The organism is Shewanella xiamenensis (assembly GCF_024971755.1).
In the GTDB taxonomy this organism is placed as follows: domain Bacteria; phylum Pseudomonadota; class Gammaproteobacteria; order Enterobacterales; family Shewanellaceae; genus Shewanella; species Shewanella xiamenensis.
The window spans coordinates 1,753,679-1,779,167 of sequence record NZ_CP079718.1 but is presented as its reverse complement, the minus strand read 5'-3'; the positions used below and the strand labels follow the sequence as shown (position 1 = coordinate 1,779,167).

The window sequence follows — 25,489 nt, the reverse complement described above, 5'->3', positions numbered from 1 at the left end:
CCTAAGATGCAATAAATTCCATAAACAAGGATGAAATCCGTTGTACATCCCCTTCTGCCAGTCCTGGATATAATGGTAGGGTTAGGATTTGCCCATAGAAGCATTCAGCATTGGGAAAGCCTCCTTCCTTAAAGCCTCTTCGTAAATAAAAGGGTTGAAGATGTACGGGGAAATAATGCACATGCACTTGTACATTTGCAGCTCTCATATCGTTGAATAGCTGCTTTCTTCTTGATGCGTCATTTAGGCGGATGATTTGTAAATGTCTGGCACTTTGAGTATTTGATAAAGGCTCAACACAGCTTAAGGGTAAACCAACGAGTTCTTTACGATAGATAGCGGCTAGTTCATTGCGTTTCAAAACAAAGGCATTAAGCCTGCTGATTTGCGACAAACCAAGTGCTGCCTGCAACTCCGTCATCCTATAGTTAAATCCCAAGGCGTGTTGTTCGTAATACCAGTCCCCTTCATCAGGTCTTAACATTTTATCGGGGGCTTTAGTAATACCGTGGCTGCGGTAAAGGGCCATTTTTTCAGCTAATTCTGAGCTGTTTGTCATGGCCATACCGCCTTCGGCGCTGGTGATAATTTTGACGGGGTGAAAGCTAAAAACGGTAATATCAGAGTATTGGCAGCTACCCAAAGGGTATCCATGATAGCTCCCGCCAATCCCATGCGAGGCATCTTCAATGATGTGAAAGCTATATTGTTCAGCAAGAGCAGCGATCGCTGCCATATCACAACTATGACCACATAAATGTACAGGTATAACAACCTTAGGGAGCTTCCCTATCCGAGCAGCTTGTTCTAATTTCATTGCCAATGTATTTGGACAAAGATTACCCGTTAGAGGGTCCACATCGACAAAATCAATCTCAGCTCCACAGTAAAGCGCGCAGTTTGCCGAGGCGACAAAGGTAATTGGAGAAGTCCATACTATATCGTTTGGTCCAACCCCAAGAGCGAGACATGCAATATGCAAGGCGGAAGTCGCACTGTTTACCGCTACGCCATAGCGAGCTGAACAATAGGCAGCAACTGCTGACTCAAATGCAGGAACCCTAGGCCCTTGAGTCAAATAATCAGAATTAAGCACTTCAATCACAGCATCAACATCAGCCTGATTGATGTCTTGTCGGCCATAGGGGATCATGCAACGGTATCCAGTTTAAGAATTTCAGCCTGTGTTAAAAAATGTGGATTAGTGCCAGAATTATATTCAAATCCCATCGACACAGCCTGCCCCTTCTCTCCTAAGGCATTGGTACAAAAATCTGTTTCACGCCCAAAAAAACGAATACTTGGCGTGATGACAAAGTGATCATCAAATTCGATCGTGTGATGTGAGTCATCCCCTGGACACATGACCTCATGCATTTTTTCCCCGGGACGAATACCTACAATCTGCTGCTCCAAACTCGGCCCATAGGCTGCGGCAAGATCAGTGATGCGTATGGAAGGTATTTTAGGTACGAAGATCTCCCCGCCCTGCATACGGGAGAAGTTTTTTAAAACAAAATCAACACCATCCTGAAGAGTAATCCAAAAACGTGTCATATCGGGATGGGTAATGGGCAGCGAAGTCGCGCCATTGGCAATGAGTTGTTTAAAGAAAGGCACGACTGAGCCACGTGACCCCACAACATTACCATAGCGAACAGCAGCAAATCGGGTTTTGCCATCTCCAACCACGTTATTGGCGGCAACAAACAGCTTATCGGAGGCCAACTTAGTCGCACCATATAGGTTAATAGGACTCGCGGCTTTGTCTGTTGAGAGGGCGATAACCTTCTTAACATTATTACTGATGGCGGCCCGGATCACATTTTCGGCCCCATGGATATTGGTTTTTATGCATTCCATCGGGTTGTATTCGGCAGCGGGAACCTGTTTAAGTGCTGCGGCATGGATAACAAAATCCACATCTTTAAAGGCTTGCTTTAGGCGATCACCATCACGCACATCACCGATAAAATAACGCATACATGGCGCGTTAAACACTTGCTGCATCTCATACTGCTTTAATTCATCTCGAGAAAAAATGATCAATCGCTTCGGTTTATACCGTTCGAGAATGGTTTTGGTGTATTTTTGTCCAAATGACCCCGTGCCACCCGTAATCAAAATTGTTTTATTATCAAACATAGAGTTCCCCACTCACGATTTAAACCTTCGATTAGCTACTTGTGACAACGATGAGCCATTTCGTCAACTCTCCAACTCCTACAAGATCCACGCCAAAAATCCTCGTCGGAATAAAATGATCTGAAATGTTATACATACAAGCCACTTCATTATAGGCAAATATCGATAAAATATAAATTTTTTATATACTTATTGCTAGATACCTAGCAAACAAATGCTTTACAGCTCAAGCAAGGTACCAGCCTATTAGTGTCAATTTTTTGCTGGAACATATTTTGCAAAGTCCTAGTAACACTTGCTCAGACAATGAATGAAGTGACATTATGCTGGCGTATCATCCGTGTAATCGCTCAGTTGTTCGCTCTACTCGAGGAAAACATGCAACTACAAGCCCACATCTTGAATAACTTTGCGATCAGTCGCTTTAACGAATACTACTTGCCTAGTATTAATCGCCATACCTTTGAGGGTATTGACTCTAAAACCCTTTACAATCGTCGTTTCAGGCAATCATTTTCTCAACAAGATAAGCTGCATATTGTGGTTGGAATGGATTCAGGGCTGCTAGCCAATTACGTGTTGGAGCAGGATCTCCCACTCGGTGCTAAATTTCTTTTTGTTGAATTAGATGAAGTTATGCCCTTATTGGTTATCGATATCCCCGCAGACAAACAATCTGCAATCAGGATTGTTAATGAAGCCAGTTTTATTGAGTTAATGGAACATGATGAATTTAAAATCTATCTCATCAAAGGCGAATACGAAATTCATCAATCCTTAGGCGTAGCATCTCAACACTTAAACGCCTATAGCGCTTTATTCAATCGCATTGAAACCAAGATTCAGGATGATTATTTCACCCATAGGATCGGTTTTAACCAAAAAATCTTTTTTCAAACCCAGCTTGAAAATATTGCCGATAATCAAACGCCAGCCAAAATACTACGGAATAGATTTAGCGGAAAAACCTGCCTAATCATCGCAGGCGGTCCTTCCCTTGACGAACACATCAATTGGATAAAACATAATAACGACAATTTATTTATTATCGCCGTCTCACGCATCGCAGGAAAACTAGCCGATAATGGCATATCCGTAGACATTATTACTTGTGTCGACCCTCAGGATTTTAGTTTCGACGTAAGCCGTGACATGTTTAAATTAAGCCACAAAACCTTGCTGGTAAATTCCTATCACGTAAGTCATAAAGTCCTTTCCCAATGGAATGGCCCTAAAGCCTATTTGGGTCAACGCTATCCTTGGAGTGGCAAGCATGATCATGACAATATAATCACCGTCGGCCCAACGGTCACCAACAGCTCAATACGCCTTGCTATCGAAATGGGCTTTACTACCCTATTGCTAAGTGGCGTCGATTATTGCTATTCAAAATCCGGTTATAGCCATGCAAAAGGAACGTTTGAAGCCAGCATTGGTCCAAGTCTAGGCCGTAATAATAAATGGGTTGAAACCTACGCAGGACTGCCAGCAGAAACCCCAATTCAGCTTATTCATGCAATGGAATCTCTTGCTGAAGAAGCCAAGACCTATCCCGAAATTAGCTTTATTAACCTGTCAATCAATGCGGCTAAAATTGAGGGTATTGTTCACATGCCAACAACGGCAATAGTGCTTTCATCCTTTACGGATAAATCCGTCATTGAAGTGATCAACGAGGCAACTCCCGATACTGAGGATGACTTAAACTCCGCAATACAAGCGTGCAGTAAAGCCATTAGCCAATTAGAAACATTAAGGCAGCTAACTAAAAAAGCGCTAACGCTTGCAAAAACACTGAATGAGGATCCACAGGACGCTTGTTTAACGCTGGATAAAATCAACCAAATAGAAGAAGAGATTAATCTTCACTACGCCACACTGTCTCGGTTGATTAAAACCTACGGTTATTATGAGTTCTCACATTTTCTCACTTCAAGAAATACCGATAGTTGGACACAATCCCATATCAATGAAATGACGCTAAACTATTATGAAGCGTTCAATACAATATGCCATGATATTTTGGAACTCACTAAAAAATCCTATGATAATCTTAAATTTCGACAACTCGAATTAAATTCCACCTCATTAACGCTGCTTGCACCTATTTGGTTAAAAAAAAACCAATCAGGCCGTATTTATATTTGGAATAAATACCATAAACATCCCACATTATCTGAATCCGATCAGGTAATATGGAATGAATTAACAGAACAATTTTCTCAGGATATTACCCTAGTAAGCCCAGTCTATGTTGAGGCATTAAATAAAGCGTCTACTGCGGAAAATATCTACACAAAAATCATGACGCTTTACGCAATGAGAAACAATCAAGGTCTATCGATAACAGTAGAAAATCTACTGCCATTTGTCGATGGCAATCCAGAATTGCAAAGGCTGTATCACTTGGCTCTCGCGTTACAACTCAGCCTAGAGCAACAACATCAGCAAGCCTTAGATGCACTATTAGCATTACCCGAAGAACTCTGTACAGAAATGGAGTTAAAACACATTATTCTGCTTGCGCTAAAATTGAGCAAACTTGAGCTTGCCGAGTCAACCCTTGTCAAAATTTTGGCCTATAGCGACGAGTATATGCCACAGTATGCGCATATCCTTAAGCTACGCGGAAAAATCCAAGAGTCAGTCAACGTCTATCTAGACTACTTAGAAAAATATCCTTCAGATACGCAGACTTGGATAAAACTTGGCTTATTCATGGTTGAACTTGGCCAAGCTGAAGGCGCACATACTGCGTTTACCAATGCCCTCAATGCCGATCCGAGTAATCAGGTAGCACAACATTATGTGGCAGAACTCACCCGAATCATGACTGAAGCACAATAACCTAGTTGCCAAGTGGTGATATCTCCACTTGGCGATTTTATTATTCATGCTTAGCATCTTATAATGAGCCTGTTTCAATCTTGCCATTTCCTAGGAGATATTGCTTGGCTCATACCTACATACCTTTAGACACCTATCGCCGTAAGTGGATTTTTAACCACAAAGACTTACCTGTGAGCGATGATGACAAGACTGTCATTCTGCCGCTAACGGATAAAAGCGCCATGCTGGTGTGGAATCAGTGGATTAGCAATAAAAGTAGCCGCGCCGAACAGTTTACTAAAGGGGATTGGGCCGCCAAAGCCAACGCATGGGTCAAAACAGATCATTGGCAGAGTGCGTGGGACAGTGAAGATAACAGTCTACCCGAGATGTTAGCCGAGTTTATTCAGTGGCCAGAGGATACTCAGGTCTATTTTTGCTACGAAAAATATCAAGTGATTGAGACTCGTTGGGATGTGTTTGTCCGCAATTGGAAGTGCTTTCTGTTTTTTGATGATGGCCCAATCCTGATCTCCCCTAAGCAAAAACAAGCGGTGATGTTTGAGCAAAATGGCCAATATAAATTAGGCGTTCGTGGCTAACCCTGCCAGCTAATAAACTAAACAGGTCGAATATTTCTTCACACATATCGCTTTTTTAATGCGCTCGACAAGGGAAAGTCGCCTTGTTTTGCCTAAGTCACCAGCGATAGCTTGCATAGATTAGGCTATCGCTCCTCTTGGGTTTCGATTAGTATCGCTTCGCAATCTACAGATAAATCACCGTTCGAGTCACTCAGATGATTGATACACTCAACGGCCATAACTAAAAAATATGAGGTGTATAATGAAGTTACTCTCAACCTTAACGCTCACTACTGCTTTGCTTTTTCCACTATTTACCCAAGCTAAAGAAGTGTCAGGTGTTCAAGTCGCCGACAGCATTACGCTCGATGCTCAGGCGCTGCAATTAAATGGCGCCGGTGTCCGCAGCAAATTCTTTATGGATTTGTATGTCGGTAGTCTGTACGTGCCCACTCCCAGCAAAACCACCGCCGAGGTGATCAATGCTCCGATAGCCGCGATTCGCCTTAATATTACGTCTGGAATGATTACGTCTGAGAAAATGCGTGATGCGATAACCGAAGGTTTTGAGCATGCAACCGCCGATAATACGACTGATATTCAGCCACAAATTGATGCGTTTATGGCGCTATTTAAGGATGAAATTAAACAAGGAGACCAATTTACCTTAGTCGCCAACAAAAGCCGTGGTGTGACCGCCTATAAAAATGGCCAAGAACAAGCCACGATTGAAGGTGAAATGTTCCGTCAAGCCTTACTCAAGATTTGGTTAGGTGAAAAACCAGCCCAGACAAGCCTCAAAGAAGCCATGCTGGGCCAGTAATTAAAATCGAAACTCGAGATCCAAGGCCGCTGCGCCTTGGTTATCGAGATCAAGCGCGGCCTCATCGGTCACTTCTAATTCACCGTTAAAGTAATAGCCCGCGTAGAGATTTAACGCGATTGCTGGTGTCACACGCCAACCAGCTCGCAGATAGCTCACCCATTCATTGGTTTCGACTACCGTTTCATCATCGGCAATTAAAAATCGCTCCGTGCGGCGCGAATTACCCAAGCCCACGTTCCAAGCGGGATTGAACTGATAACTAAGTTCCAATCCTGCTGGCCCACTAAAGCCCGCTTGGGAAGGATTTGCTAGACGCCAGCGATCATTAATCTGCCAGCTCACGGCAAGGTAAGGCAAAGTACGCACTTCATCTATGTCATTCAAGTAGGCCACACCAAAGCCCAGCATGTTTCCCGATTCAAAGGCATACATGGCCGAGGCAACCACACCATAACTCTGTGCATTACTGGCGGACGCGGTATCGGCATAAGCATATTGGATTTGTGGCGAAAGCATAAATGACCAATGCTTATCCATCCGATAATTAACAGATAGGCTCGCACGGTAGCGATCGATATTTTCCCAGGTTTCACCCGCATCACTAAACAATGCTGCCGTATTATTGGCGCCTGTTAAACGAATATTACGCCAATCGTAGTCAAGTCTGTCGTAGCCAAGTCTCATCCCAACGGACCATTGTTGACTCAAGGGCATAGTCACGCCAGCGTTGAGTAACAGGCTATCCCGCTGCAACTCAGTTTCACCATTGGCAACGTTGGCACTCTGGGTACTAATTTGCGATACGCTGACCTTAAAAGGCTTATATTCTTGACGAGGCTCTGCTGCGAAAACGGAGTAGCTCAACAAAGGCATCAACCCTATGAACACTATGCTGGGGTTAATATTGACTGGTGAATGAAGTGGTTTAGCCACGCCTGCTCCTTGCGTTACTGGTTGAATAATGTATTGCGTATAATACGCGTTACCCAAGACAAAAGTACATTCTTAATCGAAGAATGATACAAACTGATACCTTAACTCCACTTTAATTAAACACAATAAGCTTTTAGGAACATCTCAGCACAACCCCGAATATACTGCTCACGTTCCCCCAATAAGCTCTCGGTTTCTAGCCCCAACTCTAACCTGAGCTTCAATTCACCAAACAGCATTAAACATAAACGAACCGCACAGTGATGCGGTTGTGGAAATCGATACAATCCAAGCGCCTCAACAGCCACTAAATATTTTGTCAGCATCGCAAGCATATGTTGTGGACCCGCCTCAAAAAATAAGCGTGAGACTTCAGGGTGGCTTTCCGATTGCGCCACACAGGCTTTAAAGACTGTAATAGCCTCAGGGCTGACAATCATTTCACCAAATTGCAACGCAAACTCGGTGATAGTGGCTTCGGGTTGGCTTGGATCACTCAGTAAGTCATCATGTAAATTGTGACCCACGCATTTTGACTCAATCGCAGCCACAAACAGGTCATCTTTACTGCCATAGTGAGAATAAACGGTTTGCTTAGAAACACCTGCCAATTTAGCGACTTCATCCATACTGGTATGGGGAAATCCCTGGCGGCAAAACAAGTCAATGGCCGCCACTAGCACTTGCTGTTTCTTTTGTTCACTGCGGCTCATCGGGATCTCAGTGGACTGAGTCATATCTTCACTCAAGGTAGCAACATAATTAATTCGTATTAGTTAAGCATAAAATAGACTAGACAGTCCAGTTCCGCACAACTAGACTAGCAAGTCTAGTTACATAAAATTAACCTTAAGCTTACAACGGAAGGATTCAAATGGATCAAGCGGCCCGATGTTTTTGGCGTGTATTTTGCGTTTGCGTGATTGCCGTCACCACCTTAACGGCCTGTCAAAAGGAAGTGACAGAGCATGCCAATACTGCGCAATTACAAACCGTGACGACGGCACCGCTGCGCTTGTCGACTAGCTATCAGAGTGAGCAAGTATTCACTGGCACAATCCGTGCGGGCAATACCACGGGCGTCGGATTTGAATTATCGGGTAAGCTCAGTGAGTTAACTGTCGATAGCGGCGCTAAGGTGACTCAGGGGCAAGTATTGGCCAAACTGGATACCCGCTTGCTTGAAGCCGAGCGCCAAGAAATCCAAGCAAGCTTAGCGCAAACCCAAGCCGATGTTGACCTTGCCACCAGCACTCTCAAACGGAATCTAGAACTGAAAAAGTCCGGTTATGTCTCTGAACAATTGCTCGATGAAACTCGAACTCAACTCACCAGCCTAGAGGCGGCTAAACAACGCTTGCTCGCCTCGCAACATGCCAATCAACTCAAACTCGACAAATCACACTTACTCGCCCCCTTTGATGGCATCATCAGTCAGCGCCAACATAATTTGGGGGAAGTCGTTGCCGCGGGTAACCCCGTCTTTACCTTAGTTGGTAGCATCAATACCGAGGCCTATATCGGTGTCCCGGTTGCCATTGCTAACCAATTCACTACCGGACAAGAAGTAAAGGTTAGTGTCCAGAATCAACTATTTATGGCTAAAGTCGCTGGGATCAGTGCCGAGGTCAACCCCATTAGCCGCACGGTACAACTGCGGATTAGTCTACCTGCACAGGCCAAGGTGATAAATGGAGAAATAGCCTATTTACATCAACAACAAACCGTTGAACAAGCAGGCTACTGGGTGCCAATTTCAGCACTGATTGATGGTATTAGAGGACGCTGGAATATCTATGTTACGGCGCAACAAACAGCTGATAGAGCTTCAACTCAAATAGAGCGTCGCGATGTCGATATTCTCTACACCACGCAGGATATGGCTTATATCCAAGGAGCGATTAAAGCCGACGAACAATATGTGACTCAAGGTTTGCATAAATTAGTCGTTGGCCAAGCCGTTTCCACAACAATCGCAACGACGAGGTAATCATGATTAAAGCCTTCGTCGAAAATGGTCGCTTAGCCAGCCTAGTGATCGCCCTACTACTGGTCGCGGGATTTGGCGCGATGTCCAGTTTGCCTCGCACCGAAGATCCACATATCACCAACCGCTTTGCCTCTGTCATCACTCCTTATCCCGGCGCATCCGCCGAGCGGGTCGAGGCACTTGTCACCGAAGTATTAGAAAATCAATTACGTCGCCTTGAGGAAATAAAGCTGATTCAATCCACCTCAAGGCCCGGTATCTCAGTGATCCAGTTAGAGCTCAAAGACACAGTGACAGATACTGCGCCTGTGTGGTCAAGGGCGAGAGATCTGCTGGCCGATGCCAGAAACACCCTCCCCGATGACATACAGACACCGACCTTAGACGATCAAGTCGGCTACGCCTACACCGCGATTTTAAGCCTAGTGTGGAACGATAATAGTCAACCACGGGTGGATATGCTCAACCGCTATGCCAAGGAATTACAAAGCAGGCTCAGACTCTTATCCGGCACCGATTTCGTTAAACTCTACGGCGCACCCGAGGAAGAAATCCTAGTCCAACTCGATGGCTATAAGATGAGCCAGTTGCAATTAACACCGGGTACCATAGCGAAAATCTTAAGCAGCGCCGACAGTAAAATTGCCGCAGGCGAGATCAATAACAATCACTTTCGCGCCCTTGTCGAAGTCTCGGGTGAGCTCGATTCGCAGAGCCGTATTCGCCAAGTACCACTTAAAGTTGATAACGATGGGCAAATCATTCGTCTGGGCGATATTGCGACTATCAGCCGCCAAGCTAAAAAACCAGCAGATAGCATCGCTCTCGTTGACGGCGAGCAAAGCGTGTTTGTCGCAGCGCGAATGTTGAATAACACCCGTGTTGATATCTGGCAAGGACAAGTCAAGCAACTGGTCGATGAGCTCAACAACGAGCTTCCCGCAAATATCAAAGTGCAATGGTTATTTGAGCAAAACAGTTACACCAGTGACCGGCTTGGCGGACTCGTTATCAACCTAATACAAGGGTTTGTGATTATTCTCACCGTCTTACTGCTGACCTTGGGCTTAAGAAACGCGATTATCGTTGCCCTATCACTTCCCTTAACCGCCCTGTTTACCTTAGCCTGCATGAAGTATATCGGCCTACCCATTCATCAAATGTCGGTCACAGGTTTAGTCGTTGCTCTAGGGATCATGGTGGACAATGCCATTGTAATTGTTGATGCCATTTCCCAGCGCCGCCAACAGGGTATGAGTCGCTTAAACGCTGTGACTGAGACCTTACATCACCTGTGGTTGCCTTTGGCGGGCTCAACGATTACCACTATTCTAGCCTTTGCGCCGATCGTATTAATGCCAGGCGCAGCCGGAGAGTTTGTGAGTGGCATCGCTATATCGGTAATGTTTGCACTCTTTGGCTCCTATGTAATTTCCCATACTTTGATCGCCGGTCTTGCGGGACGCTTTAGCCTCGAAGGTAAACATCCCGTCTGGTATCAACATGGCATCAACGTGCCTTTAGTAAGCGGTTACTTTCAAGCAAGCCTAAGATTTGCGCTCAATCGCCCACTACAGAGCGCTACGCTTATCGGGATAATACCGCTGTTAGGTTTTTACGCTTCAGGCAAGATGACTGAGCAGTTTTTCCCGCCATCGGATCGGGATATGTTCCAAATTGAGCTGTATCTCGCCCCCCATGTCAGCCTCGAAAACACCTTAAACCAAGTGCTATTGATGGATAAGCAGTTGCATCAAATCGAGGGTATCAGCCAAGTCGATTGGGTTGTGGGTGGCAATACCCCTTCGTTTTATTACAACTTAACTCAGCGCCAACAGGGGGCCACTAACTATGCTCAAGCTATGGTGAAAGCCAGCGACTTTGAGCGCGCCAACGCCCTTATCCCAGAGTTGCAGCAAAGCTTGGATAAAGACTTTCCAGAAGCGCAGGTGCTGGTGCGTAAACTGGAGCAAGGCCCGCCCTTTAATGCCCCGGTCGAGTTGATGATTTTTGGCCCTAATCTGGAAACATTACGCACCTTGGGTGATGAAATCCGTCATATTTTGGCTGCAACGCCCGATGTGATCCACACCCGCGCTACCTTAAGTGCCGGCGCACCTAAGGTATGGCTACAGGTCAATGAAGATGCGAGCTTAATCAGCGGATTAAGCCTGACGGATATTGCTAGACAAGTCCAAATGTCTACAACTGGAGTGATTGGCGGCAGCGTATTAGAACAAACCGAGTCACTTCCTATACGCGTGCGTCTAGGTGAGAGTAGCCGCGAGCAGGCGAGCCGTATTGCGGAAATCCAGCTCATGACCCCTTCGGGCACTGCAGTTCCTTTATCTGCGCTGTCCCACAACGAGGTGCAAGTCAGTCGCGGGGCGATCCCTAGGCGTAATGGTCAACGCGTCAACACGATCGAAGCCTATATCGTCAGCGGGGTATTACCTGCCCAAGTCTTAAATGATGTAAAAGATAAAGTGGCCGCAATCAAACTACCGGCAGGTTATCGGATTGAAATTGGCGGTGAAAGTGCTAAACGCAATGAAGCGGTAGGTAATCTACTGTCTAATATCATTTTAGTGGTTACCTTATTGCTAGCCACAGTTGTCTTGTCCTTTAACTCCTTTAGGCTAACAGCGATTATTTTACTGAGTGCATTACAGTCGGCGGGGCTTGGGCTACTTGCGGTCTATGTGTTTGGTTATCCCTTTGGCTTCCCTGTGATCATCGCCCTACTCGGCCTAATGGGGCTTGCGATCAACGCGGCGATTGTGATTTTGGCTGAGCTGGAAGATACACCGAATGGCAGAGCGGGAGATGAAGCTGTAATTATCAATATTGTCAGCGGCTGTGGCAGGCATATCAGCTCAACCACAATCACGACGGTGGGGGGATTTATTCCACTGATTATTGCAGGTGGCGGATTTTGGCCGCCCTTTGCCATCGCTATCGCGGGAGGCACCTTGCTAACAACCTTGCTATCACTCGTTTGGGTGCCAACCATGTATCTGCTACTAATGAAAAACCGCAATAGGTTAAATAAATCGCCGTTGTCGCCTCAAATAGCATCATGAACCAGATATTGATACAACTTATCTTTAAGGTGAAGCCGTTCTAATTTTAAGGCCACAAAGTGCTCATCATTGGTGGGCACTTTGGTTAACTCTAGAGCGCGAATTTTATGGTCTAACTCATGGTAACGCTGCGCCATGGTCGCGAAAATTGCATTGTTTTTTTTAAGATGATGAATATGGTCAGCAAAATCTGGAAACTCATAAATTAACGCATGATTTTCACCCAACATAGTGTCACTCCTTGTCGTCTTGTATTGGTTCGATTGCGATAAGCCATGGGAAGTCATCCATTTACCCCAAAACTTATCACTCTAGACCGCATTCCCCACCGCAAAGTGCTATATTCCTATCCGCTAAAATAAAGCAAAGTTATCGTGGTAGGAATTAGCAATATGTCAGCGAACTATCTATAAATAATAGAAAATCTTAGACCCATATCAAGACCATGACGTAAAAGTTAGGTTACATTAGCGTTAACCTTTACCCTATAGGATCGCAGAATGAACTATAAAAATTGGCCTATTGCAAAACAGATCGGTGCCCTCGCGTTTGCCCTTACCCTTATTATTTTCTGTATACTCAGTACTCTTTCCTATAAATCCGCTTCAAATGTGCTCGAGGACAAAGGCATTAGTGCCATGAAAGCCGAAATGCACGCTGTATCCGATATGCTTGAGCTTCAATACGATAGCTTGTTGCAACTAGCAAGACGCAATGCCGATGTATTTAAAGAAATGTATCCTGGTCAATTCAGTATCTTGGATAAAACGGTCAATGTACTTGGCGTAAACACGCCAGCATTGTTACATGAAAAAGAACAAATCAACTCTTCAAAGAGTAAAGTTGACCGTTTTGCTAACCTCACAGGTGGCACAGCTACGGTCTTTGCTCTCGCTGGAGATGATTTTGTCCGTATTGCAACCTCCCTTAAAAAACCCGATGGCAGCCGCGCCTTAGGTACCTTTTTAGGTAAAACCCATCCAGGTTATCCGACCTTAATCAAGGGCGAGGTTTATGAAGGTTACGCCAAACTTTTTGGTAAAGACTACATGACCGTCTATCGACCCATTAAGGATCTGCAAGGAAAAGTGATTGGAATCTTATATATCGGTTTTGAAATCACACAATCCTTAACCCAATTACAAAAAGCGGTGAATAAAATCACTCTAGAAGAAACTGGCCATTTCCTATTAATGCGTAAGATAGACAACGTTCTCGTCGCTCATCCCAAATTTAATACTGGCGAACCTGTGACAGAGTCTATGCTTGATGGCTTAACCCTCAGCCAAGCCACCCAAGATCAAGCTGAATGGCGTTATAGCAACAGCAAAAACCAACCGATGTTTGCTTACAGTCAAAGTGTTAGCGGTTGGAACTGGATGCTGATTGGTCAAGTTAACGCAAATGAATTAAATGAAGAAAGCCTTCTCTTATTGACGATTAATGCCATTGTGGCCGTCTCAGGCATAGTGTTAATTACCGTACTACTGTCCTTAGTGCTACTGCGCTCACTCAAGCCTTTGCACACACTCCAACACCATATGGAAATCTTAGGTTCAGGAGACTTTAGTCACCACCTCCCCGCATCAACTTTAGGTAGTCAAAACGAAGTCGATAAGATCACCACAAGTGTTTCCACTATGTCATCGGAACTGCGTCAATTAATCAGTGCCTTGCAAGCGTCGGTGCAGAGTATTGAACACCAGGCATCAAAAGCGCAGCGTATTGCCAAACAAAATGGCGAAGAAGCTCAAGCGTTGATGCAACAAACGGATCAAATTGCTACGGCAATTGAGGAAATGTCCACTTCAATCCGCGATGTAGCAAATCACGCTCAAGAGGGGGCAACTCAAAGCCAGCAGGTCGATATCGCCGCGAAAGAAGGTCAACAGCAACAAGTACGCTTAGTACAAGACCTACTTAAATTAAGCCAACAACTTAGTCAAAGTCACCAAGCCGTAGAGAAAGTTAGCCAAGAAAGTGAAGCGATCAGCAAAGTTACAGAAGTGATTAACAGTATTGCCGAGCAAACCAACCTACTTGCTCTCAACGCAGCCATTGAAGCGGCAAGAGCTGGTGAACAAGGGCGTGGTTTTGCCGTGGTCGCAGATGAAGTTCGAACTTTAGCTCAACGGACGCAATCATCGATTTTGGAAATTGGTCAAACAATCGATAAGCTTCAAAGCCAAGTTAAAACGACAACAAACCAAATGTCGCAAAGCCATCAACTGGGTATTGCATCGGCAAATCAAGGGGAAGAAACAGGCAAACAACTTGAGGAAATTACCCGCAGGATTGGAGAACTTGCGATTAGCTCGCGCAATATTGCTTCTGCGACTGAGCAACAAAGCAGTGTTGCCCAAGAGATCACCCATAATCTGCATCAAATTAGTGAACTTGCCAATGAAGGAGAGCATAGAGCGGCTGAAACAGTAAACTCGGCAAATGAGTTATCTTCCCTCGCCGTCGCGCTTAAGCAGCAAATTAGCCAATTTAAGGCTTAACCAATACTGCTAAAATTAAGCCCCAAACTCTAAATACCGCCCAACAGGGCGGTATTTTTTATCACTTTATCAAAGCTTAGTTGATGTATTGAGGCAAGATGTTGTTCGCTCTAGCCATTTAGACCTCGTAAAACGCGCAGTAATCTGCCGTTACTCTCCTCACACAGCAAGTGACAAATAGCGAACGAGCCAGACGCCTGTTTGGGCAATGTTTGACTAACGTTTCTGCGGCATTCTCGTTCGTTTAGGTAACATCAAACTCCGACATTACCTTGCATCCCTCCAACCGCTGATCACCTAACACATCAGCACGCAATGGAAACTTTGCCTCTCATGTTGTTAAGATTGATTTAACCATTTTCAACGGCACAGACTTATCCCTGCTATCGATAATTTCAGTCATAATCTTCCCTCCTTAAACAGGCTTATTGTCTATGCATGCGAATAAGCAGCGTGTTTAGGATTAGCGTACTGGTATTTTTTTATTCCAATAAAAAACCCTGCAGATGCAGGGTTTTAGATGATTTACGCTGTTGGAGTTTAGCGATTACTCAGCGTCATCGCTTGAGCGGTCCATATTCTCCGTGTTTTCAAGCCAAAGCGCATTGATAACACCGAAGGAACAGGCTAACAAAACCCCTAATATCCACGTGAAATACCACATAGTAGATGCTCCTTAATTCTAATAGAGTGAGGCTTTGTTATCTTCAATATGTTTGCGGTTTAAACGACCAAACATCTTGAAGTAAGTCCATACAGTGTAACTTAACACGATTGGAACGAAGATAATCGCCGCCCAAGTCATCACAGTTAATGTCATTTCACTCGCAGTCGCATCCCACATGGTTAAGCTCACGTTAGGATCTAATGAAGATGGCATAACGAATGGGAACATTGCTGCACCACAAGTTAAGATCACCATCGCCACAGTCAGCGAGCTAAATAAGAATGCGAAACCTGAACGATTTAAGCGACTCACCACAATCACTAACAGTGGTAATGCCACACCTAATACTGGGAACAGCATAGTAATAGGATACTTATCGTAGTTAGCTAACCAAGCACCAGACTCAACGGCTACGGTTTTCAGCGTTGGGTTTGACAGTGCATGGTGGTCAAGGGTTGAAGTGATAACATAACCATCAATACCATTGGCTAACCACACACCCGCAGCGGCAAATAATACTGCCACTAACAGTGCACATAGCTGAGTCGCATTCGCGGCACGTACACGCAGCTCACCGTCGGTCTTCATTTGCAGCCAAGCAGCGCCTTGCATCATAAACATGCTCACGCTCACTAAGCCCGCCAGTAAACCGAATGGGTTCAACAGGCCAAATAAACCACCGTGATAAGTCGCACGCAGGAACTCATCGAAATTGAATGGTACACCTTGGAGTAAGTTACCGAAGGCCACACCGATGATCAGCGGTGGAATAAAGCCACCACAGAACAACGCCCAGTCCCACGATTTACGCCATTTTGGATTTTCAATCTTAGAGCGATAGTCAAATCCAACTGGACGGGTATACAAGGCAAACAGCACTAACATCATGGCCACATAGAAGCCAGAGAAAGATACTGCATATACCATAGGCCATGCCGCAAATAAGGCACCACCCGCGGTGATTAACCATACTTGGTTACCGTCCCAATGGGGGGCAATAGTGTTGACCATAATACGGCGCTCAGTATCGTCTTTACCGATAATCGGTAATAGTGCACCCACGCCCATGTCAAAACCGTCAGTGACCGCAAATCCGATGAACAGTACGCCGATCAGAGCCCACCAGATAACTCTCAATATTTCATAATCAAACATAATGAAATCCTCTGCTTAGGCTTCTAGTTTCTCGAAGTGATAACGACCAGTCTTTAAGCTGCTAGGGCCAAGACGGGCAAACTTAAGCATCAAGAATATCTCGATCACCAGCAGCACAGTGTAGAACAGTGAAATCGAAATAATACTGAACCACAGATCCCCAGTCGTTAGACTCGAGGCAGACATAAAGGTCGGCAGAACCTCAGAGATGGTCCAAGGTTGACGGCCATATTCAGCCACAAACCAACCACACTCGATAGCAATCCAAGGTAATGGCAAGCTAAAGAGCGCCGCTTTAAGAACCCATTTCTTCTCTTCGATTTGATGACGTGTGCTTTGCCAGAAGGCCGCAGCGAACACAATCAACATCACAAAACCTAAGCCAACCATCACACGGAAGCTCCAGAAAATCGGTGCCACGTTCGGGATAGAATCCTTCGCAGCCGCTTTGATTTGCTCTTCTGTCGCATCAACTACGTTGTCGGTGTAACGTTTCAGCAGTAAGCCGTAACCTAAGTCAACTTTAGCCGCTTCAAATGCTTCACGTAATTCTGGAGACTTATCACCAGCGCGCAGTTTCACCAGCATCTCATAGGCTTTCATACCATTGCGAATACGCACTTCGTGTTCAGCCACTAAGTCACGCAGACCAGTCACTTCTTCATCTAAAGAACGTGTTGCCACGATACCCATTGCGTAAGGGATCTTCACCGCAAAATCGGTATGCATGGTTTCTTGATTTGGGAAACCAACTGCAGTAAAGGCCGCTGGAGCTGGCTCTGTATGCCACTCAGCTTCGATTGCCGCTAACTTAACGCGCTGCGCTTCACCCACTTTATAACCTGATTCGTCACCCAAAACGATAACAGACAGGATAGATGCCATACCAAAGCTGGCGGCAATCGCAAATGAACGACGGGCAAAAGGTAAGTCACGTTTCTTCAGAATGTAGTAAGAGCTGATCGCTAATACGAACATTGCACCTGTTACATAGCCAGAAGCCACAGTGTGAACAAACTTCACCTGTGCAACAGGGTTGAAGATAACATCAGCAAAGCTGGTCATTTCCATACGCATGGTTTCGTAATTGAACACGCTACCTACAGGGTTTTGCATCCAACCGTTTGCTACCAGAATCCACAATGCGGAGAAGTTGGAACCAAAAGCCACCAACCAAGTTGTCGCTAAATGTTGACGTTTTGAGAAACGATCCCAACCGAAGAAGAACATACCTACGAAGGTCGATTCTAAGAAGAATGCCATTAAACCTTCGATGGCCAGCGGTGCACCAAAGATGTCACCTACATAGTGTGAATAGTAAGACCAGTTAGTACCAAACTGGAATTCCATCGCTAAACCCGTTGATACACCCAAGGCAAAGTTGATACCAAACAACTTACCCCAGAACTTAGTCATATCTTTATAAATTTGTTTATCAGTCATCACATAGAGTGATTCCATGATAGCCAGCAAAAATGCCAACCCCAAGGTTAAGGGAACAAACAGGAAGTGATACATGGCTGTCAGCGCAAACTGTAGCCGCGATAGCTCAACAACCTCTTCAACAATCATCGGTGACTCCTTACGTGGTGCGTCCAATTGCTACGACAACATGAGCCATTCATAGCAAGTGCCTTTGTAGGATAGTGAGTTTTCATTTTGTGTTTATAGCTGAAGCCAGTATAAACCGTTAAATATCATCTTTTTCATTACATCGAGGCAGCAAGGCCTAAAAATCCCCTTTTTCCTTGCATACTGAGACCCTAGTCACACTATCGCTCGGCTTTGAGACTTCCACCTCACCACCCAATCCTACAAATGATCCCATCGATATAAATATCAGATAGTTAAGATATTTAATCGCTTTCATTTGTGAGTATTTTATACCACCCGCCTTTGATTCAAATCAATCAAACTCAGGGGTTTAGATGGGTTTTGCGGCAGGGCACACACTTCACTTTGACACCCTATTGACAGGAAATAAAATATGAAGTAGAGAACAAGATTGAAAGAATTAAAAAATAAACTTTTAAGCACTTTAGTACAAATTACTACCATAACCAGCAAAAACAACAAAAAACAAATAAAAAACAACATTAACACTAATAAAACAATAATCACAAAAAATGCAAACACACAAAATAAACTAATACAAACAATAAGTTAAAAAGACATAAAGGATTAGCAAAAAAACAAATCAACTAATATTAATTAGTTTTTTTAATGATTAATTGTATTTTTTCTCGTTTGAGAGTGACTGTGAGATTGGTTAATATATCTCCTGTGTTAAGGAGACGGTTTGGTACGACTGGTGAAGTGTCCCAGACAAGCCCAACTCCGCGCACATAGGTCTAACTTTGGTGTGGAGAAAGAGATATGACAAACTTATTCGAACGTCTGGTTAACAGCTATAAGCGTGTTTTTGTTGAACTTTATACAGCGCATGAGCTGTAATCGTTCACCGCTTACTCTGAAATAATACTGATTTGATTTGAAGTTTTGTTAGCGCAAAACGAGCCCCCTTCTCGATGAGTTGGGGGCTTTTTATTTTTATTGTCCGCAGATTGCAGGCATTAAAGCAGTTAAAAAATGGCAATAAGGTTTTGTTTCACTTGTGTGAACTACTTATTAAGAGGTATTTAGCTGATTAAGTCGGTATTTTTCAAATTGACTGCATTAGAAAAAAAGCATATAAAGCTAACATATTAAAATATATTATTTTTTTAAAAGATGCGTTTTATATATAAAAAAGGAGCGAAAATTTTCGCTCCTTTTTAGTCACTTAAGTGATGGTTTTATCAATAAAAACCTTAGCCTAAGTTGACTCGCGCATTGCGGAACATCCGCATCCATGGGCTGTCTTCACCCCAGTTATCTGGGTGCCACGAGTTCGCAACCGTTCTAAATACACGCTCAGGGTGTGGCATCATCAAGGTCACACGGCCATCAGTACTACAGATACCGGTTAACCCGTTTGGCGAGCCGTTCGGGTTTTGTGGGTATTGAGTCGCGATCTCGCCTTTACCATTCACAAAACGCAGCGCAATGGTGCCAGAAGCCTCTGCTAAGGCCAGCGCCTGTGCACTAGCAAACTCAGCATGTCCTTCACCGTGGGATACAGCGATTGGCATACGTGAACCCGCCATACCTTGGAAGAACAATGACGGACTTTGCTGCACTTCAACCAAGCTGAAACGTGCTTCAAAACGCTCAGAGCGGTTACGCACGAAACGTGGCCAATGCTCGCTACCAGGAATAATTTCCTTCAGATTTGACAGCATTTGACAGCCGTTACACACGCCGAGCGCAAAGCTTGAGTCACGTTCAAAGAAACGTGAAAACTCATCGCGAGCACGCTCGTTAAACAGAATCGACTTAGCCCAACCTTCACCGGCACCTAGTACGTCACCGTAGGAGAAGCCACCACAAGCCACCAAACCTTGGAACTCTTCAAGGCTAATGCGACCTGACAGAATGTCAGACATATGCACGTCGCGGCTTTCAAACCCTGCGCGATCAAACGCAGCAGCCATTTCGACATGGGAGTTTACGCCCTGCTCACGCAGGATTGCCATTTTAGGTGCAGCACCTTTGAGGATATAAGGCGCAGCAACGTCTTCACTCGGGTCAAAGCTTAACTTAACCGTTAAACCTAAGTCAGTTTCATCCTGCTTAAGCTTAAATTCTTCTAATGCACAGGCTGGGTTATCACGCAGTGCTTGCATACGGTAAGTGGTTTCTGACCACACAGTGCGCAGTGCAACACGCGTCTCGCTGAACACTTCACGCTCACCCTCTTTAATGGTGATGCGTTGATCATCGGCTAGCGTTCCGATCACATGGCAAGGTACGCCAGCGATAGCAAACTGAGCGGCGATTTTGGCAGCGTTATCGCGGCTCACTTGCAGCACAGCGCCGAGCTCTTCATTAAAGAGTATTTCTAAATCAGTGCCCTGTAGATCTTCTATATCAATGTCTAAGCCAGTGTTACCCGCAAAGGCCATTTCCACCAAGGTCGTGAATAAACCACCGTCGCTACGATCGTGGTAAGCAATCACTAACTTATTAGCCACTAGCTTTTGCATGGTTTCGAAGAAACCACGTAACAGTGCAGCATCGTCTAAGTCTGGCGCGATATCGCCTAACTCACCGTAAACCTGTGCTAAACAAGAACCACCTAAACGATTTTTACCAGCGCCTAAGTCAACTAGCAATAAAGAGGTTTCACCTTTATCGCTGCGCAGCTCTGGCGTCACGGTGTTACGAATATCCTGCACCACACCAAAGGCCGTGATAACCAATGACATTGGTGATGTCACGGTTTTATTCACACCATCTTGCTGCCATGCGGTTTTCATCGACATGGAGTCTTTACCGACAGGAATGGTCAGGCTCAGTTCTGGACACAGCTCTTCACCGACAGCCTTAACCGCTTCATAAAGACCCGCATCTTCGCCAGGGTGACCTGCGGCCGACATCCAGTTAGCCGACAGTTTGATACGTTTGAACGAACCAATATCCGCACCCGCGATGTTCATAATCGATTCGGCCACCGCCATACGGGCAGAGGCGCCAAAATCGAGCAGTGCCAGCGGCGTACGTTCACCCAATGACATAGCTTCACCGGCGTAGGTATCAAAGCTTGCCGCAGTTACCGCGCAATCTGCAACGGGTACTTGCCATGGGCCAACCATTTGGTCACGGTTCACTAGACCCGTTACTGTGCGGTCACCAATGGTGATCAAGAAGGTTTTGTCCGCCACTGTTGGCAAGCTAAGAATACGTTTAACCGCATCTTTAATATCGATATTGCTTTGCTCAAGTGCAGGTGAAACCGCCTTTTTAGACACCACATTACGGCTCATCTTAGGTGCTTTACCTAATAACACCTCGAGTGGTAAATCGATGGGATTGTTATCGAAATGGCTGTCGGCTAGGGTTAAATGCTGCTCTTGCGTCGCCTCGCCCACTACCGCAAACGGTGCGCGCTCACGCTCACAAATTGCAGTAAATAAAGGCAAGTCTTCGGCAGCAACCGAAAGTACATAACGTTCCTGCGATTCGTTACACCAGATCTCCAGCGGGCTCATGCCCGGCTCGTCCGATGGCACATTGCGCAGATTGAAGATACCACCACGGCCGCCATCATTCACTAACTCAGGGAATGCGTTAGATAAACCACCCGCGCCCACATCGTGGATAAATTGGATTGGGTTTTTATCGCCTAACTGCCAGCAGCGGTCGATCACTTCCTGACAGCGGCGCTCCATTTCTGGGTTTTCACGCTGTACTGACGCAAAGTCTAAATCTTCGCTCGATTGACCTGACGCCATCGAAGAAGCCGCGCCGCCGCCCAGACCGATGTTCATCGCAGGGCCACCGAGTACGATCAGCTTAGCACCGACGGTGATTTCGCCTTTTTGTACATGCTCTTCGCGAATATTACCTAAACCACCCGCTAACATAATGGGCTTATGATAACCACGGACTTCTACGCCGTTGTGGCTAGAGACTTCTTGCTCATAGGTACGGAAGTAACCTAACAGGGCTGGACGACCAAACTCGTTGTTAAACGCGGCGCCGCCTAATGGGCCTTCGGTCATAATATCCAGAGCGCTAACGATGCGATCCGGCTTACCATAATTACCTTCCCAAGGTTGAACAAAACCTGGGATTTTTAAATTCGATACGCTAAAGCCAGTTAAACCCGCTTTAGGTTTAGAACCACGACCAGTTGCACCTTCGTCACGGATCTCACCACCAGACCCCGTCGCCGCACCAGGGTATGGACTGATTGCCGTTGGATGGTTGTGGGTTTCCACTTTCATCAGTACGTGCATTGGTTCAGTGTGATAGCTATAAACACCGTTTGGATCGGGGAAGAAACGTCCCGCAACCGAACCTTCCATCACAGCGGCGTTATCTTTATAGGCAGATAACACGTGGTCTGGTGTGGTTTCAAAGGTGTTTTTAATCATCTTGAACAGAGACTTAGGCTGCGCCTCGCCATCAATTGTCCAATCTGCGTTAAAAATCTTGTGACGGCAGTGCTCGGAGTTGGCCTGAGCAAACATCATCAGTTCGATATCATTTGGATTGCGGTTCAAACGGACAAAGTTTTCGACTAAATAATCGATTTCATCTTCAGCGAGCGCTAAACCCATTTCGACGTTGGCCACTTCAAGGGCACGGCGACCTTCAGCCAACACGTTCACACTCTTGAAAGGCGCAGGTTCAGTGCGTTTAAACAGCACATCGGCCTTTGCAAAATCGTCCAGAACCACTTCAACCATACGGTCGTGCAATAACCCTTTGAGGGTTTGTTGCTGCTCGGCAGTCAAAGTGTCTGACTCCACATAATAGGCAACACCACGTTCCAAACGCTTTACCTTACCGAGACCACAATTGTGGGCGATATCAGTAGCTTTTGAAGACCATGGGGAAATTGTGCCGGGGCGGGGAGTAACAAACAGGAGTGAACCTTGGGGGGTATGGGCTTCGATAGCAGGTCCATAGGTGAGAATTTTTTCAAGTTGCTTGCGCTCATTGGTCTCAAGCAACTCGCTCAAATCCGCTAAATGAACATACTCAGCATAGATTTGGCGTACCGGAAGCGCAGCGTTTACGCAGGCCTCCATTAGCTTTTGCACTCTAAACGTCGAGAGTGCTGGGGCTCCGCGGATGATCTCCATCACGTCAATTCACCTTATATTTATAATTGCAGGGGTCAGAGATGGCGCTATTATAGGGAAATGTCTGTCACAAATCACCTGTGACCTTACGCAAAACAGTGTTTCCTATAAGATAAAAAGCAAACCTTTTTTCTTGGTTTGCACACCATTCGATACGATTTTTTTACGTAATCGGTGACAAACGGATATAATCACAGCAATGTCAGCTAGTTTATCTTAGTTACCTCACTGACCTTCTACTATTCATCTTTTTGATTTTATTTAATAAAGTGTACTTAATGGCTCGATTTCTGTTCTTGACTATCTTGGGTTTCTTACTGACTGCCTGTCAGCAAGTTACCGTGGAAGAAACAGAATACGTCCCCCATAAACTCACCGAATTAAGAGTCGGCACCCTTTATGGCCCGCAAATTTATATGACCTCGGGCCAAGGCAACAGCGGTTTCGATTATGATATGGCCGTGCTCTTTGCCGAATACCTCGATGTCCCCTTAAAAATGGTGCCCTATACCAGTCGTGTAGAGCTCTATGAAGCACTGAAAAAAAACGAGATTGATATCATCGCCGCAGGGATGACAGAAACCCCAACACGGCGCGAGCAATTCCGTTTAGGCCCGCCACTTTATCGGGTTAATCAAGTATTGGTTTACCGTGAAGGTATGCCTACACCCAAAGATATTACTGATTTAAAGGGTAAAATTACTGTTATTGCCGACTCAGCATTTGTCGAAACCTTGACTCAATTGCAGAAACGCCATCCGACGCTGGTATGGGATCAAGTGACAGATAAAGACAGCGAAGAACTGCTAGCAATGATCGCCAATAAAGAAATTGACTACACCATAGCCGACTCCAGTAGCGTACAAATAAACCGTCGCTACTTACCCGATCTCCGCGCTGGATTAGTACTTGAAGAGAAGCTCGACGTAGTCTGGTTATTACCCGCCAATCATAGCGATGGTTTGATGAGTCAACTGCTAGCATTTTGGCACCAAGAAAAATTAGCTGGCACACTCGATCATCTAAACGAAAAATATTTTGGCCATGTTAAACGTTTCGATTATATCGACACCCGCGCCTTCCTACGCGCCATCGAAACCGTGTTACCACGCTACCGCCAGTTATTTGAAACCCACGCCGGTGACTTAGATTGGCGAAAATTAGCAGCGACCAGTTATCAAGAGTCCCATTGGAATCCCAATGCCCGCTCACCGACTGGCGTGCGCGGTATGATGATGTTGACACAACCGACCGCCAAAGAAATTGGCATCACCAACCGACTCGATGCTGAAGAAAGTATCCGCGGCGGCGCCGCCTATTTACGGGATATGATCAACCGTTTACCCGAGTCGATTCCCGAAAGTCAACGCATGTGGTTTGCACTGGCATCTTACAATATCGGTTATGCCCATGTGGAAGACGCCCGTAAACTTGCTGAATCTATGGAGTTAAATCCCAACGCGTGGCGAGATCTTAAAAAGGTGTTACCACTGCTGCAAAAGCGCAAATACTACCAAAAGACCCGCTACGGTTACGCCCGTGGTAGCGAAGCCGTGCATTATGTGGATAGCATTCGTCGCTACTACGACACCTTAGTCTGGGTCGATAATCAGTCTCAACAGCAAAATAGTGATGACGTCGAACCCAGCGATCTAGCTTCAGAAGATACACCCGCACCAGTATCTGGCACCTTAAGCCCTGATAAGCCAAAATAGCCCAACAAATATCTGCCAAATAGTTTGAATTACGCCACAGTGTTGAAACGCCAACAGAATAAGCCTTAGCTTTTAATCTTAGATTAAGTGAATACGCGCTAAAGTGAAGCCGCTTTGAGGTAAAAATGCTGCTTTATAGAGCAGATGCATCATGGGGGATTGCCGCATGAGATCTCTACTGATACTGTCGTAATGACAAATAAAGACAAAAATGATTGCCGCGTTAACCATTGTCTCTCAACCAAAATGGTAACCCAAGCAAAGTAGCCTTAACTTAAACAATAACAAGATTGAAATGGGGTCTATATGAGAAGAAAAACCATCAATAACAATGCGTCTCGCCGTCGTACTTTACTTAAAATTCGC

16 protein-coding genes are annotated in these 25,489 nt (G+C 45.3%); 7 read left to right on the top strand and 9 right to left on the bottom strand.

Going from position 1 to position 25,489, the window contains the following annotated elements; all coding sequences use genetic code 11:
• Position 1: 1 nt before the first annotated feature.
• The gene (gene pseC / locus KXJ80_RS08960; RefSeq protein ID WP_218737146.1) at positions 2-1,153 is read right to left on the bottom strand and encodes a UDP-4-amino-4,6-dideoxy-N-acetyl-beta-L-altrosamine transaminase; all 1,152 of its coding nucleotides are present in this window, start codon (positions 1,151-1,153) and stop codon (positions 2-4) included.
• Positions 1,150-2,145, bottom strand: a complete 996-nt coding sequence (gene pseB / locus KXJ80_RS08955; protein ID WP_037424882.1) for a UDP-N-acetylglucosamine 4,6-dehydratase (inverting) — start codon at positions 2,143-2,145, stop codon at positions 1,150-1,152. Before pseB ends, pseC begins: the two co-directional genes overlap by 4 nt.
• A 378-nt stretch (positions 2,146-2,523) precedes the next feature.
• On the opposite strand from pseB, the gene KXJ80_RS08950 reads away from it, so the two are divergent.
• The 3 genes from KXJ80_RS08950 (at position 2,524) to KXJ80_RS08940 (ending at position 6,381) form a co-directional block, all read left to right on the top strand.
• A complete protein-coding gene (locus tag KXJ80_RS08950; protein ID WP_218737147.1) occupies positions 2,524-4,992 on the top strand; it encodes a motility associated factor glycosyltransferase family protein in 2,469 nt (822 codons plus the stop codon).
• 104 nt (positions 4,993-5,096) lie between these two features.
• Entirely contained in the window at positions 5,097-5,576 is a 480-nt protein-coding gene (locus KXJ80_RS08945; RefSeq protein WP_037424885.1) for a DUF2947 domain-containing protein, read from the top strand.
• 244 nt (positions 5,577-5,820) lie between these two features.
• Positions 5,821-6,381, top strand: coding sequence for a chalcone isomerase family protein (locus tag KXJ80_RS08940; protein ID WP_037424887.1), 561 nt, complete (start codon positions 5,821-5,823; stop codon positions 6,379-6,381).
• On the opposite strand, the gene KXJ80_RS08935 is transcribed toward KXJ80_RS08940, so the two are convergent.
• The gene (locus KXJ80_RS08935; RefSeq protein WP_256931005.1) at positions 6,382-7,257 is read right to left on the bottom strand and encodes a DUF6268 family outer membrane beta-barrel protein; all 876 of its coding nucleotides are present in this window, start codon (positions 7,255-7,257) and stop codon (positions 6,382-6,384) included.
• A gap of 176 nt (positions 7,258-7,433) precedes the next feature.
• A complete protein-coding gene (locus KXJ80_RS08930) occupies positions 7,434-8,054 on the bottom strand; it encodes a TetR/AcrR family transcriptional regulator (RefSeq protein WP_037424895.1) in 621 nt (206 codons plus the stop codon).
• A gap of 137 nt (positions 8,055-8,191) precedes the next feature.
• On the opposite strand from KXJ80_RS08930, the gene KXJ80_RS08925 reads away from it, so the two are divergent.
• Positions 8,192-9,307 carry an efflux RND transporter periplasmic adaptor subunit gene (locus KXJ80_RS08925; protein WP_218737149.1) on the top strand — a complete coding sequence of 372 codons (1,116 nt, stop codon included), beginning with the start codon at positions 8,192-8,194 and terminating at the stop codon, positions 9,305-9,307.
• Between the two features lie 2 nt (positions 9,308-9,309).
• On the top strand, positions 9,310-12,390 hold the full coding sequence (locus KXJ80_RS08920) for an efflux RND transporter permease subunit (RefSeq protein WP_218737150.1): 3,081 nt from the start codon (positions 9,310-9,312) through the stop codon (positions 12,388-12,390).
• Here the strand turns inward: KXJ80_RS08920 and KXJ80_RS08915 are convergent.
• Positions 12,375-12,620 (bottom strand): HP1242/YdcH family protein, encoded by a 246-nt coding sequence (locus KXJ80_RS08915; RefSeq protein ID WP_047534029.1) that lies wholly within the window; start codon positions 12,618-12,620, stop codon positions 12,375-12,377. The two genes, KXJ80_RS08920 and KXJ80_RS08915, sit on opposite strands and share 16 nt — an antisense overlap.
• A 270-nt stretch (positions 12,621-12,890) precedes the next feature.
• Here KXJ80_RS08915 and KXJ80_RS08910 point away from each other — a divergent pair, with 270 nt between their 5' ends.
• Positions 12,891-14,894: a methyl-accepting chemotaxis protein gene (locus KXJ80_RS08910; protein WP_218737151.1), complete on the top strand. Its 2,004-nt coding sequence runs from the start codon at positions 12,891-12,893 to the stop codon at positions 14,892-14,894.
• A 547-nt stretch (positions 14,895-15,441) separates the two neighbouring features.
• Here the strand turns inward: KXJ80_RS08910 and cydX are convergent.
• The 4 genes from cydX to purL form a co-directional block, all read right to left on the bottom strand.
• The gene (gene cydX, locus KXJ80_RS08905) at positions 15,442-15,558 is read right to left on the bottom strand and encodes a cytochrome bd-I oxidase subunit CydX (RefSeq protein ID WP_011622029.1); all 117 of its coding nucleotides are present in this window, start codon (positions 15,556-15,558) and stop codon (positions 15,442-15,444) included.
• Between the two features lie 18 nt (positions 15,559-15,576).
• Positions 15,577-16,716: a cytochrome d ubiquinol oxidase subunit II gene (gene cydB / locus KXJ80_RS08900; RefSeq protein ID WP_037420654.1), complete on the bottom strand. Its 1,140-nt coding sequence runs from the start codon at positions 16,714-16,716 to the stop codon at positions 15,577-15,579.
• Between the two features lie 15 nt (positions 16,717-16,731).
• Positions 16,732-18,288 carry a cytochrome ubiquinol oxidase subunit I gene (locus KXJ80_RS08895; RefSeq protein ID WP_037420657.1) on the bottom strand — a complete coding sequence of 519 codons (1,557 nt, stop codon included), beginning with the start codon at positions 18,286-18,288 and terminating at the stop codon, positions 16,732-16,734.
• Between the two features lie 1,238 nt (positions 18,289-19,526).
• Positions 19,527-23,408: a phosphoribosylformylglycinamidine synthase gene (gene purL, locus KXJ80_RS08890; RefSeq protein WP_259474814.1), complete on the bottom strand. Its 3,882-nt coding sequence runs from the start codon at positions 23,406-23,408 to the stop codon at positions 19,527-19,529.
• A gap of 278 nt (positions 23,409-23,686) precedes the next feature.
• Here purL and mltF point away from each other — a divergent pair, with 278 nt between their 5' ends.
• The gene (gene mltF, locus KXJ80_RS08885) at positions 23,687-25,123 is read left to right on the top strand and encodes a membrane-bound lytic murein transglycosylase MltF (protein ID WP_037420663.1); all 1,437 of its coding nucleotides are present in this window, start codon (positions 23,687-23,689) and stop codon (positions 25,121-25,123) included.
• Positions 25,124-25,489 lie beyond the last annotated feature (366 nt).